Annotated in this window: 12 protein-coding genes and 2 pseudogenes; 3 read left to right on the forward strand and 11 right to left on the reverse strand. The window is 63.4% G+C overall.

The features are described 5' to 3' along the window. Nucleotides 1–6: 6 nt before the first annotated feature. The gene (locus tag CO676_RS05835; protein WP_097519908.1) at nucleotides 7–1,836 is read right to left on the reverse strand and encodes a pseudouridine synthase; all 1,830 of its coding nucleotides are present in this window, start codon (nucleotides 1,834–1,836) and stop codon (nucleotides 7–9) included. A gap of 72 nt (nucleotides 1,837–1,908) precedes the next feature. Between CO676_RS05835 and CO676_RS05840 the strand changes: the two genes are divergently transcribed. Further along, the gene (locus CO676_RS05840) at nucleotides 1,909–2,358 is read left to right on the forward strand and encodes a nucleoside deaminase (protein ID WP_097519909.1); all 450 of its coding nucleotides are present in this window, start codon (nucleotides 1,909–1,911) and stop codon (nucleotides 2,356–2,358) included. Nucleotides 2,359–2,368: 10 nt separating this feature from the next. Here CO676_RS05840 and CO676_RS05845 read toward each other — a convergent pair. The 7 genes and pseudogenes from CO676_RS05845 to CO676_RS05875 all read right to left on the reverse strand — a co-directional run bounded on the left by CO676_RS05845 (nucleotide 2,369) and on the right by CO676_RS05875 (nucleotide 10,942). Continuing rightward, a pseudogene (locus tag CO676_RS05845) lies at nucleotides 2,369–2,847 on the reverse strand (GNAT family N-acetyltransferase). Nucleotides 2,848–2,850: 3 nt separating this feature from the next. Then, on the reverse strand, nucleotides 2,851–3,471 hold the full coding sequence (locus tag CO676_RS05850) for a hypothetical protein (protein ID WP_097519910.1): 621 nt from the start codon (nucleotides 3,469–3,471) through the stop codon (nucleotides 2,851–2,853). 136 nt (nucleotides 3,472–3,607) lie between these two features. Further along, nucleotides 3,608–6,517: an isoleucine--tRNA ligase gene (gene ileS / locus CO676_RS05855; RefSeq protein ID WP_097519958.1), complete on the reverse strand. Its 2,910-nt coding sequence runs from the start codon at nucleotides 6,515–6,517 to the stop codon at nucleotides 3,608–3,610. A 279-nt stretch (nucleotides 6,518–6,796) separates the two neighbouring features. Next, nucleotides 6,797–7,780 carry a bifunctional riboflavin kinase/FAD synthetase gene (locus CO676_RS05860; protein ID WP_014761299.1) on the reverse strand — a complete coding sequence of 328 codons (984 nt, stop codon included), beginning with the start codon at nucleotides 7,778–7,780 and terminating at the stop codon, nucleotides 6,797–6,799. A gap of 13 nt (nucleotides 7,781–7,793) precedes the next feature. After that, on the reverse strand, nucleotides 7,794–8,642 hold the full coding sequence (locus tag CO676_RS05865) for a TIGR01459 family HAD-type hydrolase (protein ID WP_097519911.1): 849 nt from the start codon (nucleotides 8,640–8,642) through the stop codon (nucleotides 7,794–7,796). 117 nt (nucleotides 8,643–8,759) lie between these two features. After that, nucleotides 8,760–10,118, reverse strand: a pseudogene (chrA, locus tag CO676_RS05870) (chromate efflux transporter). Continuing rightward, on the reverse strand, nucleotides 10,115–10,942 hold the full coding sequence (locus CO676_RS05875) for a sulfurtransferase/chromate resistance protein (RefSeq protein WP_097519912.1): 828 nt from the start codon (nucleotides 10,940–10,942) through the stop codon (nucleotides 10,115–10,117). Before CO676_RS05875 ends, chrA begins: the two are co-directional and overlap by 4 nt. A 263-nt stretch (nucleotides 10,943–11,205) precedes the next feature. Here CO676_RS05875 and groES point away from each other — a divergent pair, with 263 nt between their 5' ends. Continuing rightward, entirely contained in the window at nucleotides 11,206–11,502 is a 297-nt protein-coding gene (gene groES / locus CO676_RS05880; RefSeq protein ID WP_012706990.1) for a co-chaperone GroES, read from the forward strand. A gap of 65 nt (nucleotides 11,503–11,567) precedes the next feature. Further along, a complete protein-coding gene (gene groL, locus CO676_RS05885) occupies nucleotides 11,568–13,205 on the forward strand; it encodes a chaperonin GroEL (RefSeq protein ID WP_014761295.1) in 1,638 nt (545 codons plus the stop codon). Nucleotides 13,206–13,413: 208 nt separating this feature from the next. On the opposite strand, the gene CO676_RS05890 is transcribed toward groL, so the two are convergent. The 3 genes from CO676_RS05890 to CO676_RS05900 all read right to left on the reverse strand — a co-directional run bounded on the left by CO676_RS05890 (nucleotide 13,414) and on the right by CO676_RS05900 (nucleotide 18,500). Next, complete coding sequence (locus tag CO676_RS05890; RefSeq protein ID WP_097519913.1) at nucleotides 13,414–16,206, reverse strand: EAL domain-containing protein; 2,793 nt, start codon at nucleotides 16,204–16,206, stop codon at nucleotides 13,414–13,416. Between the two features lie 224 nt (nucleotides 16,207–16,430). After that, nucleotides 16,431–17,648 carry an FAD-dependent oxidoreductase gene (locus CO676_RS05895; RefSeq protein ID WP_097519914.1) on the reverse strand — a complete coding sequence of 406 codons (1,218 nt, stop codon included), beginning with the start codon at nucleotides 17,646–17,648 and terminating at the stop codon, nucleotides 16,431–16,433. A gap of 144 nt (nucleotides 17,649–17,792) precedes the next feature. Continuing rightward, on the reverse strand, nucleotides 17,793–18,500 hold the full coding sequence (locus CO676_RS05900; protein ID WP_097519915.1) for a glutathione binding-like protein: 708 nt from the start codon (nucleotides 18,498–18,500) through the stop codon (nucleotides 17,793–17,795). Nucleotides 18,501–18,529 lie beyond the last annotated feature (29 nt).

The raw sequence follows: 18,529 nt of genomic DNA on the forward strand, positions 1-18,529 counted from the left end.
GGCTGATTACTTCCCCTTGCCGCGGGGCTTGCCGCCGCCCGTGCGACCGCCGGGCTTGCTGCCGCCAGGCTTGCCGCCGCCGGGTTTGCCTCCGCCAGGACGGCCGCCACCGGGCTTGCCACCGCGGGGACCGCTGGAGCGCTGACCGAAGGACTTGCCCCCCGCCGGCTTGCCGCCGGGCGGCCGATCGCCGAACGGCCGATCTCCGCCTTCGCGGCCCTTGGGGCGGTCGTCCTTGCTGCGGCTTGTCCGCGGCTTTTCGGAGAATGCGCGACCCTCGCCTGCAGCCCGCGCCGGACGTTCGCCGCGAGGGCGCTCGCTGCCTTCACGCCGCGGCGGGCGATCGCCATGGTCGCGCGACTTCCGTTCTCCGGCATCAAAGGGACGGCGCCGTTCGAACCCGCCGTCGCGAGCGTCGTCCTTGCGGCGAACCGGCTCGCTGGCGCTGATCCAGTCTCCGTCCTCGTCGGTGCGTTTGACCGATGGACGCGGGGCGCGATCCGGCCGAGCAGCACCCTTGGCGGCACCTGTCTTGCGATCCGGATCGAACTTTGCCGATGTCTTCGTGGCCGAACCATCCTTCGTGCGCCCATAACGCTTCGTCTTCGGCGCACCTTCCGGACGCTCGCGACGGGCTGGTTTCGCTGAAACGTCTTCCTCGGCCGCCTTTGGCTTCTTTTCGGCGACAGGCCGTGCGCCAGGCGCCATCCAGACATTCGCGGTTCGGCTGCGCTTCGCCGGCGCCCGGGCCGGACGATCCTCGAATCTCTCGCGGGGACGGTCTCGACGATCGCGGGAATGGCTCTCATCACGCTGCGTATCGAGGCGTGCAAGCGCACGTTCGCGCTTGTCCTCCGGCTTTTCGCGCCAAGTGCTGCGCTCCGGCCTGCCCTTGTCGGCAGCACCGTCGCTGTGGATCTCCGCCTCCGCCGCGGCCGGCTGGTCGTTGTAGAGCGGCGCGTCGAAATTCGCCTTCGCTTCCGCGATCAGGCGCGGGCCAAGCTGATCGCGGAGCGTGCGGCCACGGATTTCCTGGACATGGCCCTCCGGCAGCTCGCCCAGCTGGAACGGACCATAGGAAATGCGGATCAGCCGGTTCACGTCCAGCCCGAGCGCCCCGAGCACGTTCTTGATCTCGCGGTTCTTGCCTTCGCGCAGGCCCATGGTGATCCAGACGTTCGATCCCTGAACCCGGTCGAGCGTCGCCTCGATCGCACCGTAGAGGACACCTTCGACGGCGATGCCGTCCTTCAGCCGGTCAAGCGCTTCCTGATCGATCTCGCCATGCGCGCGGACGCGGTAACGCCGCAACCAACCGGTCGACGGCAATTCGAGAGCGCGGGCAAGCCCCCCGTCGTTCGTCAACAGCAGCAGGCCCTCGGTATTGATGTCGAGGCGGCCGATCGACAGCACGCGCGGCAGATCGTCCGGCAGGTTGTCGAACACCGTCGGCCGGCCCTCCGGATCGGAATTGGTCGTCACCAAGCCAGCCGGCTTGTGGTAGAGCCAGAGGCGCGTCCGCTCGATGCCGCGGATCGGATGGCCGTCGACCTCGATGCTGTCGGCGAGCGTTGCATTGACGACCGGCGTATCGAGCACGACGCCGTTGAGCTTGACGCGTCCCTCCATGATCATCCGCTCGACGTCGCGGCGCGAGGCAACGCCGGCGCGCGACAGGATTTTCGAGATGCGTTGCGGCTCGTCGATGCCGACGTCAGCTTTCGGCGCCGCGCTCTTGCCGGGTCGTGCCGCGTTGGCTTTCTTGTCGCCGGAAGGGAAATTACCCTTGCGATCTTTTCCCTTGCCGGGCCCGGTGGACTTGTCTTTGGATGTCATTTCTGTTGCCTGCCTTTTGCGGCTGTCCTATCAGGTCGAAGGCCGTGGGTTAAGAGAAATTATGAGCAAGTGATGGCGGAAACGACGCGCTACATGGATGCGGCGCTCGACGAGGCGCGGAAGGCGGCGGCGCGCGGCGAGGTGCCCATCGGCGCCGTCGTGGTGCTCGACGGCGAAGTCGTCGCTGCGGCCGGTAACCGCACGCGCGAATTGCGGGACGTTACCGCCCATGCCGAGATCGAGGCGATCCGCCAGGCTGCGGCCGCCGTCGGCGACGAGCGACTCTCGGGCGCAGATCTCTATGTGACGCTTGAGCCCTGCACCATGTGCGCGGCGGCGATCTCCTTCGCGCGCATACGCCGCCTTTACTACGGCGCCGAGGACCCGAAAGGCGGCGCCGTCGAAAACGGCGTCAGGTTCTTTGGCTCGCCGACATGCCACCATGTTCCGGATGTCTATTCGGGCCTCGCCGAGCGCGAGGCCGCCGATCTCCTGCGCCGGTTTTTTGCCGCCCGGCGTTGACGGATAGGAATCAGCTGGCGGCGAGCGCCTCGAGTTCCTTGCCCGTCAGCCGATAGCGGGTCCATTCCGTCAGCGGTTCCGCGCCGATCGCCTCATAGACACGGATGGCGGGCTCGTTCCAATCGAGAACGCTCCACTCGAAGCGGCCGCAGCCCTCGGCGATCGCAATGCGGGCCAGGTGCTTGAGCAGCATCTTTCCCGCTCCCGAACCGCGATGCTCGGGCGTCACGTATAGATCCTCGAGAGGAGGCCCTTGCGCGCCTGCCAGGTCGAATAGTTGTAGAACCAGATGGCGAAGCCGGCCGGCTTGCCATCGACTTCGCAGATCACCACGCGGCTGATCGAGCCCGACCCGAAGAGCGACGCGGTCAGAAGCTCGACTGTCGCCTCGACCTCGTGCTCGGCCTTCTCATAAGTGGCGAGTTCGGTGATGAAGCGCAGGATCGTCGCCGCATCTTCCGGGACCGCGTCGCGAATGCTGAGTGCCATCGCTTAGAACGGCCAGTACCACTTGCTGCCGCTGTTGGCGACTTGCGCCGCCTTCTTGCGCCGACGCTCCTTGTCCTTCTCCGACTCGCCGAGATCCATTTCTGAGCCCTCAGGCAGGCGGCGATATTCGAGCGGTGGGTCGCTCAGGAAACGGCGCTTGTCGGAATAGGCGCCCATCTCGATCTTGCGGGCTTCGCGATAGGCCGCCTGCTGCTCCTTGGCGGACAGGCGGCGACCGTTGGCGCTCGCCTTTGCAAGCGGCGAGACGTAGTTGGGATTGTTCTTGTTGGCGTCGGCCTCTTCGCGCAGCCGCTGCCGCACTTCCTCGGGCGACTCGACCCAGGCGGGATTGGTCTCGCGACTTGCGAGCGACTGCTGCGGCTGGACCAGCGCGGCTTGCTCTCCTTGCGGCGGCAACACCAGGCCTGCACGCGGCTGGTACTTGACGGGGTCCTTCTTCGGCGGAGCCAGGCTGATGGCGCTGCCTAGGTCATCGACCAACTGTTCGCCCGCCGTTTTATCCGTGCCGTAGGTCGGGCCGCCGATGCAACCGGTAAGCACCAGGCTACCCGCCACGACAGCAGCAATGCTCGCAAACACCCGCAACGCTCGCGCCATTTCCATGAATTTCCTTCCAGCCCCGCCGGACCGCGCCCGCCGCGCGGCCATTACACGCCCCCATGGCGGAAAAATCCGCCAAATTTCGGGCAGTTTGTACCGGATGAATGCCCCAAGTGCAATTCACCCGGTGAAATGTCGATTAAGGCTTGAAGCCGAGCTCCCGCAATGCGGCGGCGTCGCGCGCCGACACATCCGGATAGAGCGGATCGGATCCGACATCCGTGGTAATCCGCCAGGAGCGCGCGCATTTGCGGCCTTCGGCGAGCTTCGGCACGACGCTGACCTTTGCCACTTCCGGCAGCGTGAAGGCGCCGTCCGGCCCTTCGGCGCCATTGAGCTCGATCGCCGAGGTGATGCAGATCTCGGCGAAGTCCTGGCCGTCGAGCGCCGCCCTCAGATCCGGATCGGCGACGTGGACGATCGGCGCGGCCTCGAGCGAGGAGCCGATGCGCTTGTCCTTGCGCTCGATCTCGAGAGCCCCGGTGACCACCTTGCGCACTTCGCGGATCTTCCGCCACTTCTCGGCAAGCGCATCGTTACGCCATTCCGCCGGCACGGCCGGGAATTGCTCGAGGTGCACGGAGACGGCTTCCGGGTTGCGGGAAAGCCAGGCTTCCTCGGCGGTGAAGGGCAGCATCGGCGCAAGCCAGGTCACCAGGCAGTCGAACAAAGTGCGGATGACGTGCAGCGCGGCGCGGCGGCGGAGCGACGACGGCGCATCGCAGTAGAGCGCGTCCTTGCGGATATCGAAATAGAAGGCCGACAGTTCGACATTCGAGAAATCGATCAGGGCGCGCGCGATCCGCTTGAAGTCGAAGGCGTCGTAGCCTTCGCGCACCAGCCGGTCGAGCTCTGCAAGACGATGCAGCATCAGTTGCTCGAGTTCCGGCATGTCGGCGACCGCGACCACCTCGCCCTTGTCGTGGGCCAGGGTGCCCAGCATCCAGCGGACGGTGTTCCTGAGCTTGCGGTAAGCATCGATATTGGTCTGGATGATCGTCTTGCCGAGACGCTGGTCTTCCCAATAGTCCGTCGTCATCACCCAGAGGCGTAGGATATCGGCGCCGGCATCCTTCATCACCTCCTGCGGCGTGACGGTATTGCCCTTCGACTTCGACATCTTCTCGCCCTTCTCATCCATGGTGAAACCATGGGTGACGACGGCGTTGTAGGGCGCACGGCCGCGCGTTGCGCAGCTTTCCAAAAGCGAGGAATGGAACCAGCCGCGATGCTGGTCGGAGCCCTCGAGATAGAGATCGGCGGGCCACTTCAGGTCCGGACGGTCTTCGAGCGTGAAGGTGTGGGTCGAACCGGAATCGAACCAGACGTCGAGGATGTCCATGACCTGATGCCAGCGGGCATGATCGTAGTCGTTTCCAAGGAAGCGCTCCTTTGCGCCCTCGGCAAACCAGGCGTCGGCCCCTTCCTTCTCGAAGGCGTCGAGGATGCGCAGATTGACGTCCTCGTCGACGAGGATTTCACCCTGATCGTCGGCGAAGATCGCGATCGGCACGCCCCAGGCGCGCTGGCGCGACAGTACCCAGTCCGGGCGCTGCTCGATCATGGCGCGCAGGCGGTTCTGGCCGGCGCCGGGTACGAAGCGGGTTTCGTCGATGGCGTTGAGCGCCCGCCCGCGCAGCGTCGTGCCGTCGCCGAAGTCCTTGTCCATGTAGACGAACCATTGCGGCGTGTTGCGGAAGATCACCGGCTTCTTCGAGCGCCAGGAATGCGGATAGGAATGCTTCAGCCGACCGCGGGCAAACAGCGCGTGGCGGGCGATCAGTGCCTTGATGACGCGGTCATTGGCGTCGCCCTTCTTGCCCTTGTCATCAATGACGCGCCCGGCGCCGCCTTCGGCCTCCGGGCCGAAGCCGGGCGCATCAGCCGTGAAATAGCCGGCATCGTCGACGGTGAAGGGGATCGCGGAAGAGATGCCGCGCGCTTCGAGTGCCCGGGCGCTGTCCATCCAGGCTTCAAAGTCCTCACGACCGTGGCCGGGCGCGGTGTGCACGAAGCCGGTGCCGGCATCGTCGGTCACATGGTCGCCATCGAGCAGCGGCACCTTGAAAGCATAGCCGCCGCCGAGACCATGCAGCGGATGGGCGCAGGTAACGGTCGACAGTTCGTCAGCCTCGAGATCGCGGACGAAGTTGAAGGTGACCTTTGCCTTGGCGGCCGACTCCTCCGCGAGACGCTTGGCGAAGATCAGCTTTTCGCCCGGCTGCGGCCCATAGTCGTTCTCGGCGGTAGCGACCTCGTAGAGGCCATAGGCGTAGCGCGACGAATAGGCGACAGCGCGGTTGCCGGGGATCGTCCAGGGTGTCGTCGTCCAGATGACGACGAAGGCGCCGATTAGCGCATCCGGTCCTTCGACGACCGGGAACTTCACCCAGATCATGTCGCTTTCGACATCGGCATATTCGACTTCGGCTTCCGCGAGCGCGGTGCGCTCGACGACCGACCACATGACCGGTTTCGAGCCGCGATAGAGCTGGCCGGCCTTGGCGATCTTGATCAGTTCGCCGGCAATGCGGGCCTCGGCGTGGAAATTCATCGTCGTGTAAGGGTTTTCGAAGTCGCCCTCGATGCCGAGGCGCTTGAACTCCTCGGTCTGCACGCCGATCCAGCCGCTGGCGAATTCGCGGCATTCCCGGCGGAACTCGTTGACCGGAACCTCGTCCTTGTTCCTGCCTTTCTCGCGATACTTCTCCTCGATCTTCCATTCGATCGGCAGGCCGTGGCAGTCCCAGCCCGGAACATAATTGGCGTCGAAGCCGCGCATCTGGAACGAGCGGTTGATGACATCCTTGAGGATCTTGTTCAGCGCATGGCCGATGTGGATGTTGCCGTTCGCATAGGGCGGGCCGTCATGCAGCACGAACTTGTCGCGGCCGGCGGAGGAAGCGCGAAGCTTCTTGTAGAGCTCCATCTTCTGCCAGCGGGCGACAGTTTCCGGCTCCTTCTGCGGCAGGCCTGCGCGCATCGGGAATTCCGTCTGCGGCAGATACAGCGTGGAGGAATAGTCGATCTTTTCAGCGGTCTCTGTCATGGTCTTTTGCATTCGTCTTTTCCGCGCGGGATCGTCACGCAGGCGGAAGGGTTCGGTCTATCGAAGATGACTGGAAGGGCGTGAAACGCCGAAATCCCGGACCTTCCGGCGCGCTCTAGCGCGCGCGGAAAGCCGGGCCGATAATTCGCTGATCGATGGTCAATCGACGATGCCTGATCATAGTGGCCGGTTGTTTAAGGCGTTTTCAGTGTTTTGAAAAGGTCCGCGTGCGCTGCATGGCTCAATTCTTTGGCAAGCCGGCCCGCCTCCCGGCCGACATCAGGCGAAATTGATCTGGCGGTCGATCTCACTCAACGGCTGCACCCCGGCCAGAAGGGCGCGCGCCTCTTTCTCGTCCTCTCTCATCTGCACCATCAAGGGCTCGAGTCCGTCAAATTTCAGCTCGTCGCGAAGATAGCCGAAGAAGGAGACGGCGCAGACCTCGCCGTAGAGGTCGCCGGAAAAATCGAAGACGAAGGTCTCCAGCAGCGGTTCGCCGTCGCTGTCGACGGTCGGGCGGCGGCCGAAGCTTGCGACGCCGTCATAAAGAGAACCGTCCGCCCGACGGAACCGCACCGCATAGATGCCGTTCCGGAGCTCGGCCTCCTGCGGCAGGCGCATGTTCGCAGTCGGATAGCCGAGTGTGCGCCCCAGCTTCTTGCCGCCGATCACCTCCGCTTCGGCCGTGTAGCGATAGCCAAGCAGGCCGGCCGCATGCGAGACGTCGCCTTCGGCAAGCAAGGAGCGGATGAAGCTCGAGGAGATCACCGCGGCGTTCTCGTCGCGGAAGGCGTCCACCAGCGTCACGCCGAAGCCTTCCTCGGCGCCAGCCGCCATCAGGAAGGCCGGGCCGCCCTCCCGTCCCTTGCCGAAGTGGAAATCGAAGCCGGTGACGACGTGCGAGGCGTGCAGCCATTCACGCAGGATGCGGTGGATGAAATCGGACGCCGAAAGCTCGGAGAAGGTCCGGTCGAAGGGATACTCGATTACGGCGCCAAAACCCATTCCCTCCAGGATGCGGGCTTTCAGCGGTGCCGGGGTCAGGCGGAACACAGGCTGGTCGGGCCTGAAAACCGTGCGCGGATGCGGCTCGAAGGTCAGCACAAGAGCCGGAACGCCCCGGCCTCTAGCTTCATCGAGCGCGCGGTTCAGCACCGACTGATGGCCCCGGTGAACCCCGTCGAAATTACCGATCGCGATCACGCCGCCGCGGAGGCGTTCGGGAAGCGGATCACGGGTTTCGTTGCGATGAAAAACCGTCATTGCCGTCGTCCTGTCAGGCGAGCCGAGGCATCCACCACTTCGGCGTCGCTCCTTCTTGCTTCAGGAAGGCAAAGAGCTTCGCCTCGTCGGTGCGGCTTTCATGCATGTATTCCTGCGCGTGGATGCCGGCACTGATATAGAGCAGATCGAAACCGGCGTCCTGCGCCCCTTTCACATCGGTCGGCATGCCGTCGCCGATGGCGATGACGCGCGCGAGGTCGAAGTTACCTCTTACGGCCTTTGCTTCCGAGAGAGCAGCGCGGTAGATCGCCTTGTAGGGCTTGCCGGCAATGCGCGCCTCGCCGCCGAGTTCCTCGTAAAGCTTGGCGATGGCGCCCGCACAGGGGATCAGCCGATGGCCGCGTTCCACGACAAGATCGGGGTTCGCACAGATGAATGGTATCTTGCGTCTGGCGAGGCCAACCAGCGTGGCGCGGTAGTGTTCGGGGGTTTCGGTCTCGTCGTCGTAGAAGCCGGCGCAGACGATCGTCTCGGCCTCTTCCGCCGAAACGATCTCGGTGCCGAGGCCCTCGAGCAGTGGCAGGTCGCGATCGGCGCCAATGAAGAAAATCCGCTTCGCTGCGGAAGCGATCAATGCCCGCGTGACGTCGCCGGAGGTGACGATCCGATCATAGGCCTCGTCGGGAACGCCGAGACCGCGGATCTGCACCTTGACGCTCGGATGCGGCCGCGGCGAATTGGTGATAAGGACAACCGTCACCCCCTGGGCGCGCGCCTCGGCCAGTGCCTCGCAGGCGGAGGCGAAGGCCTGAACGCCGTTGTGAAGCACGCCCCAAACGTCGCAAAGCACCACGTCGTATCGGCTGGCGATTTCCCGAAAACTGTTGATCCTGACGGCCATCCTGGCTTCCTGCAAACTCAGCTTCTCGGCTGACATCGCAAGGAAGGGCCAAGAATACAAGCCTCGCACATAGAAAAACGCCGCACTTCCCAAGATTCGGCGGCGAACGTCGCGATATCAGACAAGCATCAGCAACCAGCCAGCCGCAGCACAAATTGCGAGAGTCTGGAAAATGCCGCGCTTCAACCACAGAAGCGAAGCGGCCGCCAATATGGTCAGGACTAGGGCAAGAGGGTCGAGTGTCGTCGGATCCGGATAGGGAAGCGAAAGGGGCCCGCTCTCCAATCGCTCGACACGGCCAAAGAGGACGTGCAGGCCGAACCAGACCGCAAGGTTGAGGATGACGCCGGCGACCGCCGCCGAGATCGCCGACAATGCGCCGGAGAGCGCGGCGTTGGCGCGCAGCCGATCGACATAGGGCGCGCCGAGGAAGATCCAGAGAAAGCATGGGATGAAGGTGACCCAGGTCGCGAGCGTCGCGCCAAGCACGCCGGACGCCAACGCATCAACACCGATCGGCGCCCGGTACGCGCCCATGAAACCGACGAAGGCGAGCACGAGCACTAGCGGTCCCGGCGTCGTCTCCGCCAGCGCCAGGCCATCGACCATCTCGCCGGGCTACAGCCAGTGATAAGTCTCGACCGCCTGCTGTGCCACATAGGCGAGAACCGCATTGGCGCCACCGAAGGTGACCACCGCCATCTGCGAAAAGAAGACGCCGATACCGCTATAGACGTTCGAGCTGCCGAGGGTGGCCGCGATCAGGAGGAAGGGCGCCAGCCAAAGAGCCCCCCACACCGCAATGACCGCCGCGGCCCTCCCCCAGGTCGGATTGCCTTCGGGGTAATCGGCGCCGATTACGGAAGGAAGATCCGGAGCCTTCGCAGCATGGGCGGCCTCGCGCCGCCCCGGCGCATGCCGGGCGGCGACATAGCCCGCGATGCCGGCCGCAACGACCACCAGCGGAAAAGGCAGGCCGAAAGCGAACAGCGCAAGGAAGGCCAGGAGTGCGAGCCATCGATCGAAGCCGGTTTTCAGCGCCCTGCGGGAGAGCCGGATCAGCGCGTCGATGACGATCGCAAGCACCGCCGCCTTCAAGCCGAAGAAGAGGCTCGCGAGCCAATCCGTCTCCTGAAAGAGGGCATAGGCCGAAGACAGGGCGAGAATGACGACAAAGCCCGGGATGACGAAAAGGGTGCCGGCCACCACCCCGCCTCGCGTGCCGTGCAGGAGCCAGCCGATATAGGTGGCGAGTTGCTGCGCCTCGGGTCCCGGCAGCAGCATGCAATAGTTGAGCGCGTGCAGGAAGCGGCTTTCCGATATCCAGCGGCGCTCCTCGACGAGTTCCCGGTGCATGAGCGCGATCTGTCCGGCCGGCCCGCCGAAACTCAACAGGCCGATCTTCGCCTAGACCCTGGTGGCCTCGGCAAAAGACGGATGGGCGGGCGCGAGGCCCGCCGAAGCTTGTTCTTTCACGTCCGCTTCCCCTTGCCGCCGTGGGATACCCAATCGTGCTTTTCCTGTGTCGCATCGCGCGCCCACCGGTAGAGCGCGTCATAGAGCGTCATCCCTGCCTCGAGCTGTTCGAGGTCGTCGGCATACATGCGGGACAGGCCAAGCGAAACGGCAAGAAGGCCGGACGCCTGCGGCTCGAGATCGTGCCGGTCCGTATCGGCGCCGCGAACGATACGGGCGACGTGCTCCAAGGCGGGGAAGGAAAGACCGAACTCCTTCACCATCGTATCGAAGGTGCAATCGTCGCCGCGATGGCTCCAGAACACCCCTTCGATGTCGAACGGCGTTGCGCCGAAACGCTCGCCGACTGCCTCGACCTCGGCCGGTGTGACGTAGAGGAATTTGGCACGCGGGTCGACAAAGCGGCGGATCAGCCATGGACAGGCGATGCGGTCGATCTTCGGTCGGGATCGCGTGACCCACACCGAGCCGCCCGAAGGATCGGCATTCGGCAGGGTGGCCACCGGCACGAGCGGCAAGCCCGCTTCGCGCCACGCTTCAATACCGCCTTCCAGTATTTCCGCAGACGCGCCGGCGAGCCGAAGCCAGGCGGCAACGCCTTCGCTGAGCTTGCCGCCGTGCTTGCAGAGCACGACGACCCAGTGGCCCTTGTATTCGTCCGCCCATTGCGGGGCATCGGAATGGGTCCGGTGAAACGACGCCGGTACAAGGAAGGGATCAGCAGCGAAATCGTCCTCATCGCGCACGTCGATGAGGACGGGTGCCTTCGCGGTTCCGACGAGCCGGGCGAGTTTTTCAGGGGAGATGGAGTTGTACGAGGCCATGATACGACGTCCTTTATTGCTGTTGGACGCGAAATTCCAGCATGACGCCTCGTGGGGCATTCGCTTACCCCATAACCCATCAAACAAAAAACGGGATTTCTTGTCAACTTTCGCAACCGGCAAAAAAATCTCGAAGCCAATCCTTGACTCGTTCCGAAGCCAGCCTTATCTCGGCGGCGCTAGCACTCTTCAACCAAGAGTGCTAACACCCATCCACCGGGTCTCTAACGATCCGCAATGTCATTTGATCGAGGGATTAGACAATGGCAAGCACCAATTTCCGTCCGCTGCACGACCGCGTTGTCGTTCGCCGCGTCGAGTCTGAAGAAAAGACCAAGGGCGGCATCATCATTCCGGACACCGCGAAGGAAAAGCCGCAAGAAGGCGAAATCGTGGCTGTCGGTTCGGGTGCCCGCGACGAAAGCGGCAAGGTTGTTCCGCTCGACGTCAAGGCTGGCGACCGCGTCCTGTTCGGCAAGTGGTCCGGCACCGAGGTCAAGATCAACGGCGAAGACCTTCTGATCATGAAGGAAGCCGACATCATGGGCATCATCGGCTGATCGGCCGGCCCCACTTCTCCACATTCATGACAACCAAAGGGCAATGAGCCCGGGAGTTTTCTCACATGGCTGCTAAAGAGATCAAATTTGGCCGTACCGCGCGCGAAAAGATGCTTCGCGGCGTAGACATCCTCGCCGATGCGGTCAAGGTAACGCTCGGCCCGAAGGGCCGTAACGTCATCATCGATAAGTCCTTCGGCGCTCCGCGCATCACCAAGGACGGCGTTTCGGTCGCCAAGGAAATCGAACTCGAAGACAAGTTCGAGAACATGGGCGCCCAGATGGTCCGCGAAGTTGCTTCGAAGACCAACGACATCGCCGGCGACGGCACCACGACCGCAACGGTTCTCGCCCAGGCGATCGTTCGCGAAGGCGCCAAGGCCGTTGCTGCCGGCATGAACCCGATGGATCTGAAGCGCGGTATCGACCTCGCCGTCACCGAAGTCGTCAAGGACCTCCTCGCCAAGGCCAAGAAGATCAACACCTCGGAAGAAGTTGCCCAGGTCGGCACGATTTCGGCCAACGGTGAGCGCCAAGTCGGCCTCGACATCGCAGAAGCGATGCAAAAGGTCGGCAACGAGGGCGTTATCACGGTTGAAGAAGCCAAGACCGCCGAAACGGAACTCGAAGTCGTCGAAGGCATGCAGTTCGACCGCGGCTACCTGTCGCCTTACTTCGTCACCAACCCGGAAAAGATGATCGCCGACCTCGACGACGTCTTCGTTCTCCTGCACGAGAAGAAGCTCTCTAACCTTCAGGCGATGCTCCCGGTTCTCGAAGCCGTCGTCCAGACTGGCAAGCCGCTCCTCATCATCGCTGAGGACGTCGAAGGCGAAGCTCTCGCAACGCTCGTCGTCAACAAACTGCGTGGCGGCCTGAAGATCGCCGCTGTCAAGGCTCCGGGCTTCGGCGACCGCCGCAAGGCCATGCTCGAAGACATCGCCATCCTGACGGGCGGCACGGTGATCTCCGAAGACCTCGGCATCAAGCTCGAAAGCGTCACGCTCGACATGCTCGGCCGTGCGAAGAAGGTCTCGATCTCCAAGGAAAACACCACGATCGTCGACGGTGCCGGCCAGAAGTCGGACATCGAAGGCCGCGTTTCCCAGATCAAGGCGCAGATCGAAGAAACCACCTCGGACTACGATCGCGAAAAGCTGCAGGAACGTCTTGCCAAGCTCGCTGGCGGTGTTGCCGTCATCCGCGTCGGCGGTTCGACCGAAGTCGAAGTGAAGGAAAAGAAGGACCGCATCGACGACGCTCTCAATGCGACGCGCGCTGCAGTTCAGGAAGGCATCGTACCGGGCGGCGGCGTTGCCCTGCTGCGCTCTTCTGTCAAGATCACCGTCAAGGGCGAAAACGACGATCAGGAAGCCGGCATTAACATCGTTCGCCGCGCTCTGCAGGCTCCGGCCCGCCAGATCGTTGAAAACGCTGGTGACGAAGCCTCCATCGTTGTCGGCAAGATCCTCGAGAAGAACACCGACGACTTCGGCTACAACGCGCAGACCGGTGAATACGGCGACATGATCGCCATGGGCATCATCGACCCGGTCAAGGTCGTTCGCACCGCGCTCCAGGACGCAGCCTCGGTTGCCGGCCTTCTCGTCACGACCGAAGCCATGATCGCCGAACTGCCGAAGAAGGACGCTCCGGCAATGCCTGGCGGCATGGGCGGCATGGGTGGAATGGACATGATGTGATAAGGCGTCAGCCTTAGCACAGCTAGATCCATCCGGATCTGAAGGGCGGCTTTCGGGCCGCCCTTTTTGTTGTTCGAGGTGAAGCCATGCGCCTTTTCCGCGTGCTGATGGGGCGATCTTTCCGCCGGACCTTCACACTGGGCCCAAAGGCCGCCGCCATCACGACGCCAGCGACGAATAGCGCGATGGGTGGGCCCTCCGGACCGCCTCAGGCGGCCTGGGTTCGGATACCGATCACCGACCCCATCGGCGCCGGCCGGCCAAGAAGGTAGCCCTGCGCCTCGTCGCAGCCTTCCGCCTGGAGAATGTCGAGCTGCGTCTGCGTTTCGACCCCTTCGGCGAGAACCGGAACGTGCAAGCTCTGGCCGAGGGCGAGGATGGCGCGGATGATCGCCTTTGCTTGCGGGCTGCCTTCGACTTCCGACATGAAGCTCTTGTCGAGCTTGATCTTGTCGAAGGGGAACGACCGCAACGTCTCGAGCGAGGAATAGCCGGTGCCGAAATCATCGATGGCGATCGTGACGCCGAGCGCCTTGATCTCGCGTAGCGTCAATAGCGCCCGCTCCTTGTCGTCGATGATCGTCGATTCGGTAATCTCGAGCTCGAGCCGTTTCGGGTCGAGCCCGGTTTCGACGAGGATCGCGTTGACGAGGCTGACAAGGTCGCCGTTCGCCAGTTGCACCGGCGACAGGTTTACGGCGATCTTGTACTGACGGTCCCAGGCTGCCGCTTCACGGCAGGCCTCGCGCAGCACCCATTCGCCGATCGGCAGGATGGCGCCGCATTCCTCGGCGAGCGGAACGAATTCGTTCGGCGGTACCATACCGCGTTCCGGATGGTTCCAGCGCAGCAGGACTTCGTAGCCGATCACGTCTCCCGTCGCGACCGATTTCTGGACCTGATAGTGCAGAGCCAGTTGGTTCTTCTCCACCGCCTCCCAGAGATCGTTCGCGAGCGCCCTGCGGCCGCGCGCGGCCTCATCCATCGAAACCTCGTAGAAGCAGATTGTCTGGTTGAGCGCCGCTTTTGCGCGATACATTGCGAGGTCGGCGTTGTTGATCAACGCGTCGGCGGTTTCGGCGTCCTGCGGATAGATGGCCACCCCCATGCTGCCGCCGGATTTCAACTCGAAATCGCCGAAGCGCATCTCCTCTTGCAGGCAGCTCTCGATCCGCCGCAGGAAGTCATGGACCTCGGAGAGTTCCTCGAAGCGTTTGACTGCAGCGAACTCGTCGCCCCCGAAGCGGGCGATGAATTCGCCCTCCTGAAGATGTTCCTTCATCCGCTGCGCGATCGTGACCAGCACGAAGTCGCCGGCCGCATGGCCGTGCAGGTCGTTGACTTCCTTGAACCTGTCGAGATCGATCCCGACCACCGCCACCTTGCGCGAGAACCAGGCAGCCGCATCGAGCTCGTCGTCGAGGTAGCTGTTGAACTGCAACCGGTTCGGCAGCCCCGTCAGGCTGTCGTGGCGCGCAAGGAAGGAAATCTGCTCCTCGGAGTCGAGCCGCTCGGTGATATCCTCGTAGGTGGAGACCCAGCCGCCATCGGGAAGTGTGCGATGCTTGACCAGTATCGAGCGGCCGTTCGACAATTTCTCGACAAAGTCGCCGCCGCCCTTGGCGGCGATATCAAGCCTGTGTTTGCGGTAGGCCTCTTCCGCCTTCGCTTCCGCGATCGCTGGATCCGAGTAGGTGCGGGCAAACATGCGATCGAGAACTTCGCGAAAGGTCAGTCCCATGCCGGCAAGCGATTCAGGAAGTTCGAAGATCTCGAGGCAACGGCGGTTTGAAATCAGCAAGCGATCGGCGTGGTCGAACAGGCATATGCCCTGCGTCATGTTCTCGAGCGCAATGTCGAGATTCTTGCTGACTTCGGCGATGTGATCGGCATCCTCTTTTCGCTTGGTGATGTCCTTGACGATCGTGATGAAGCCCGCATGGCGCCCCACATCATCGATAAGCGGATCGATGACGACATTCGCCCACAGCCGAGTGCCGTCCTTGCGGTAACGCCAGCCTTCGGTTTCGTATCTTCCGTCGGCAAGCGCCGTGTTGAGCGCCTGCTGCGGCAGGCCAGCTGCCTGCTCCTCCGGCGAATAGAAGCAGGCGAAGTTCTCGCCGACGATCTCCTCGGCCACATAACCCTTGTTGGCTTCTGCCCCAGCGTTCCAACTCGCCACGCGGCCGTCGACATCGAGCATGCAGATGGCGTAGTCCTTGACGCTGCGGACGAAACGCGAAAACTCCTTTTCCGAAGCGACGGCGAGGATTTCGCCCTGGCGCGCAAAGCCGGCGGCAATCAGCACGGCGGACAGAAGAAAGAAGGCAGTGCCGGCAAGGACGAAGGCCAGAAAATTCGGCTGGATCATGCCTTCCTGGATCCCGGTCGCGAACTCGACTTCGACCGCAACTGCGCCCATCGCGGTGAAGTGCAGCACGACGATGCCGAGCGTCATCGCCACTGTCGCGACCAAATGAGCCTTCGGCGTGTGGCCGCTCCGATTGATCGTAAAGATCGCAACCATGTCGAAGAGCACCCCGGCCAAGATCGAAGCGACGACGAGCGTCGAATCCCAGCGAATGGAGCCGGGCACCTCGAGCGCGGCCATCCCGAGGAAATGCATGCAGCCCACCCCGGCGCCCAGCACCAGGCCGCCCAGCACCCATGCGGGGCGGCCTGTCGCATAGGTGGCGATCGCCAGGGCCGACGTCGTCAGCAGGATCGAGACAACCAGGGATAATGTCGTGAAGCCTGCCTGATAACCGAGCACGACACCGGGGTCATAGGCGAGCATGGCAATGAAATGGGTCGCCCAGATGCCGAAGCCGCTGGCGATGCCTGCCGCCGCCAGCCAGATCGCCCGGGGCCTGCCGCGGGAAAGCCGTGCGCGCTGAAGCAGTGTCACTGCGCCATAGCTGGACAGGGCGCAAATCACCGCTGCCAGCGCAACCAACCGCAGATCATGTTCCACGACGAGGCACGAGAGTATCTTGAACATCGGAGGTCGCCCAAATAAACGCACAGCCCCGCACGCGCTTGTCCGCACGCCGGGTCGCTAGCAGTTCGCTTTGCGCCCTTTAAGGAAGGATGAAAAATCAGCCATCGACCGCTGTTTCCAAGCGGACAGTGTTAATGAATTGCCGAGTCACGCGAGCTAAAATTGCGAGGGACGCCGCCGCCCTCGACCGGTTCCGCTCTCGTCCTCGCCGTGCGGCGCAGCCGCTATGCCAGCAAGGATTTGAGATCGACCTGGGGATCGGCCAGGAGCGCTGGCTCGGGCGTCACGCCCGCTTCGAGCAGTTTCTTGCCCGTCACGTAAGCCTTGGCGTCATTGACGGCATCGACGGCGATCAACTTGCCCTGGCGGAAATACCAGACCGAAACGCTGCCTTCGCGCTGGCCCGGGCGGACCAGGGTTTCGTCGTGGCCAAGCCCGAAGCCGGCGATCTGCAGCTTGACGTCATACTGGTCCGACCAGAACCAAGGTTTGGGATCATAGGGAGCGGAACCGCCGGCAAGAATGGCAGCGACCGCTTCTGCCTGGTCCACGGCGTTCTGGACTGATTCAAGGCGGATACGCATTCCCTGCCAGGGCAGGACCGCGCAGTCGCCGATCGCAAACATCGCCGGATCGGAAGTCCTGCCGTAGCTGTCGACGAGGATGCCGTTGGAGGTTTCGATGCCCGCATCATGCGCCAGGGCATCATTCGCCGCTACGCCGATGCCGACGATCACGACGTCGACCGGAATGATCGAGCCGTCGGCGAGCTCCGCGGCCGTCACCCGCCCGTCCTCCCCGATCAGCCGATGAAGGCCCATGCGTTCGCGGATATCAACCCCATGCGAGCGGTGTATCTCACGGACGATCGCAGAGGTCGCGGCGGAAGCCACACGCTGCAGGATGCGGTCCGCCATCTCGATCACAGTGACCTCGAGCCCGCAAGTGCGTGCGACCGCCGCCGCCTCCAGGCCGATATAGCCGCCGCCGATCACCAATACCCGGCGCCCCGGCTTCATCTCCTCGGCAAGGCGGTCGGCATCCCTGAAGTCGCGCACCACATAGACGCCTGCGAGATCGCCGCCGATCGCAGCCGGCAGGCGGCGCGCCGTGGCACCGGTTGCGAAGGCCAGCGTTTCATAATCCAGCCTCGAGCCGTCGCTGAGCATGACCTCTCTTGCGCGGCGTTCCACCCGGGTGACCTTGGTCGACAGGCGAATGTCGATCCCGTGTTCCGCGTACCAGGCCTCGGGCCGATAGAGCAGCCGATCGAGAGTGAGTTCGCGCAGCAGGTATTTCTTGGAAAGCGGCGGCCGCTGGTAGGGCAGGCTCGCTTCCGCGGCGATGACGGTGATCGGACGCTCGTCCTGGAGCGCGCGAAGCTTGGCGATCAAAGCGAAGGCGGCCTGACCGCCACCGACAACAACAAGTCTTCCCGACACCTTTTCCACCCGTTTGGACCGTCTATTCCATAAGCCAGGAGCGGGTGCGGGCGGAAAGTCGCACCACACCTTTCCTCATCTGGCTCTGCTACCCGTAGCCTCCCGGCCCGAGTCTCGTCAACTCGGGCCGGCGCATCGCCCGGATCATTCCTTGCGCGGAATCTCGATGCCCTTCTGCGCGGCCGGGCGCGCCAAGCCGCGCTCCACCCAAGTCATGACGTTCGGGAAGTTGTTGTACTCGAGCACCTCGGCGCCGCCATAAAACTTGCGGGCGCCTTCGACCCACGGATAGGTGGCGATATCCGCGATGGTGTATTCGTCGCCCATCAGCCACTCACGGCCTTCGAGGCGCGCTTCGAGAACGCCGAGCAGGCGTTTCGCTTCGTCGCGATAGCGCTCAACCGGATAGGGATTGTTGGCGACCTTGTCGGCCGCGAATTTGAAGAAATGGCCGAACTGGCCGAACATCGGCCCGACGCCGCCCATCTGTAACATCACCCAGCACAGCGTCTCGTAGCGGCCGGCCGCATCGGCCGGAATGAGCTTGCCGGTCTTTTCCGCGAGGTAGACGAGGATCGCACCGGATTCGAACAGGCCGATCGGTTTGCCGTCCGGTCCGTTCGGATCGATGATGGCCGGGATACGGCCGTTCGGGTTGAGCGACACGAATTCGGGCGACTTCTGCTCGTTCGTATCGAAGGCAATGCGGTGCGCCTCATAGGGCAGCCCAAGTTCTTCCAGAGCAATCGAGATCTTCACGCCGTTCGGCGTCGGCAGCGAGTAGAGCTGGATGATGTCGGGATTCTTCGCCGGCCAGCGGCTCGTGATCGGGAAGGAGGAAAGATCAGCCATAAGGATGCCTCGAGGTGGGATAATGGGAA

The sequence above is a fragment of the Sinorhizobium sp. BJ1 genome (genome assembly GCF_002531555.1).
Taxonomy (GTDB): Bacteria; Pseudomonadota; Alphaproteobacteria; order Rhizobiales; family Rhizobiaceae; genus Sinorhizobium; species Sinorhizobium fredii_B.

Coding starts and splice junctions, on each gene's coding strand:
- CO676_RS05835 (WP_097519908.1), bottom strand. CDS start 1,836: ATGACATCCAAAGACAAGTCCACCGGGCCCGGCAAGGGAAAAGATCGC.
- CO676_RS05840 (WP_097519909.1), top strand. CDS start 1,909: ATGGCGGAAACGACGCGCTACATGGATGCGGCGCTCGACGAGGCGCGG.
- CO676_RS05850 (WP_097519910.1), bottom strand. CDS start 3,471: ATGGAAATGGCGCGAGCGTTGCGGGTGTTTGCGAGCATTGCTGCTGTC.
- ileS (WP_097519958.1), bottom strand. CDS start 6,517: ATGACAGAGACCGCTGAAAAGATCGACTATTCCTCCACGCTGTATCTG.
- CO676_RS05860 (WP_014761299.1), bottom strand. CDS start 7,780: ATGACGGTTTTTCATCGCAACGAAACCCGTGATCCGCTTCCCGAACGC.
- CO676_RS05865 (WP_097519911.1), bottom strand. CDS start 8,642: ATGGCCGTCAGGATCAACAGTTTTCGGGAAATCGCCAGCCGATACGAC.
- CO676_RS05875 (WP_097519912.1), bottom strand. CDS start 10,942: ATGGCCTCGTACAACTCCATCTCCCCTGAAAAACTCGCCCGGCTCGTC.
- groES (WP_012706990.1), top strand. CDS start 11,206: ATGGCAAGCACCAATTTCCGTCCGCTGCACGACCGCGTTGTCGTTCGC.
- groL (WP_014761295.1), top strand. CDS start 11,568: ATGGCTGCTAAAGAGATCAAATTTGGCCGTACCGCGCGCGAAAAGATG.
- CO676_RS05890 (WP_097519913.1), bottom strand. CDS start 16,206: ATGTTCAAGATACTCTCGTGCCTCGTCGTGGAACATGATCTGCGGTTG.
- CO676_RS05900 (WP_097519915.1), bottom strand. CDS start 18,500: ATGGCTGATCTTTCCTCCTTCCCGATCACGAGCCGCTGGCCGGCGAAG.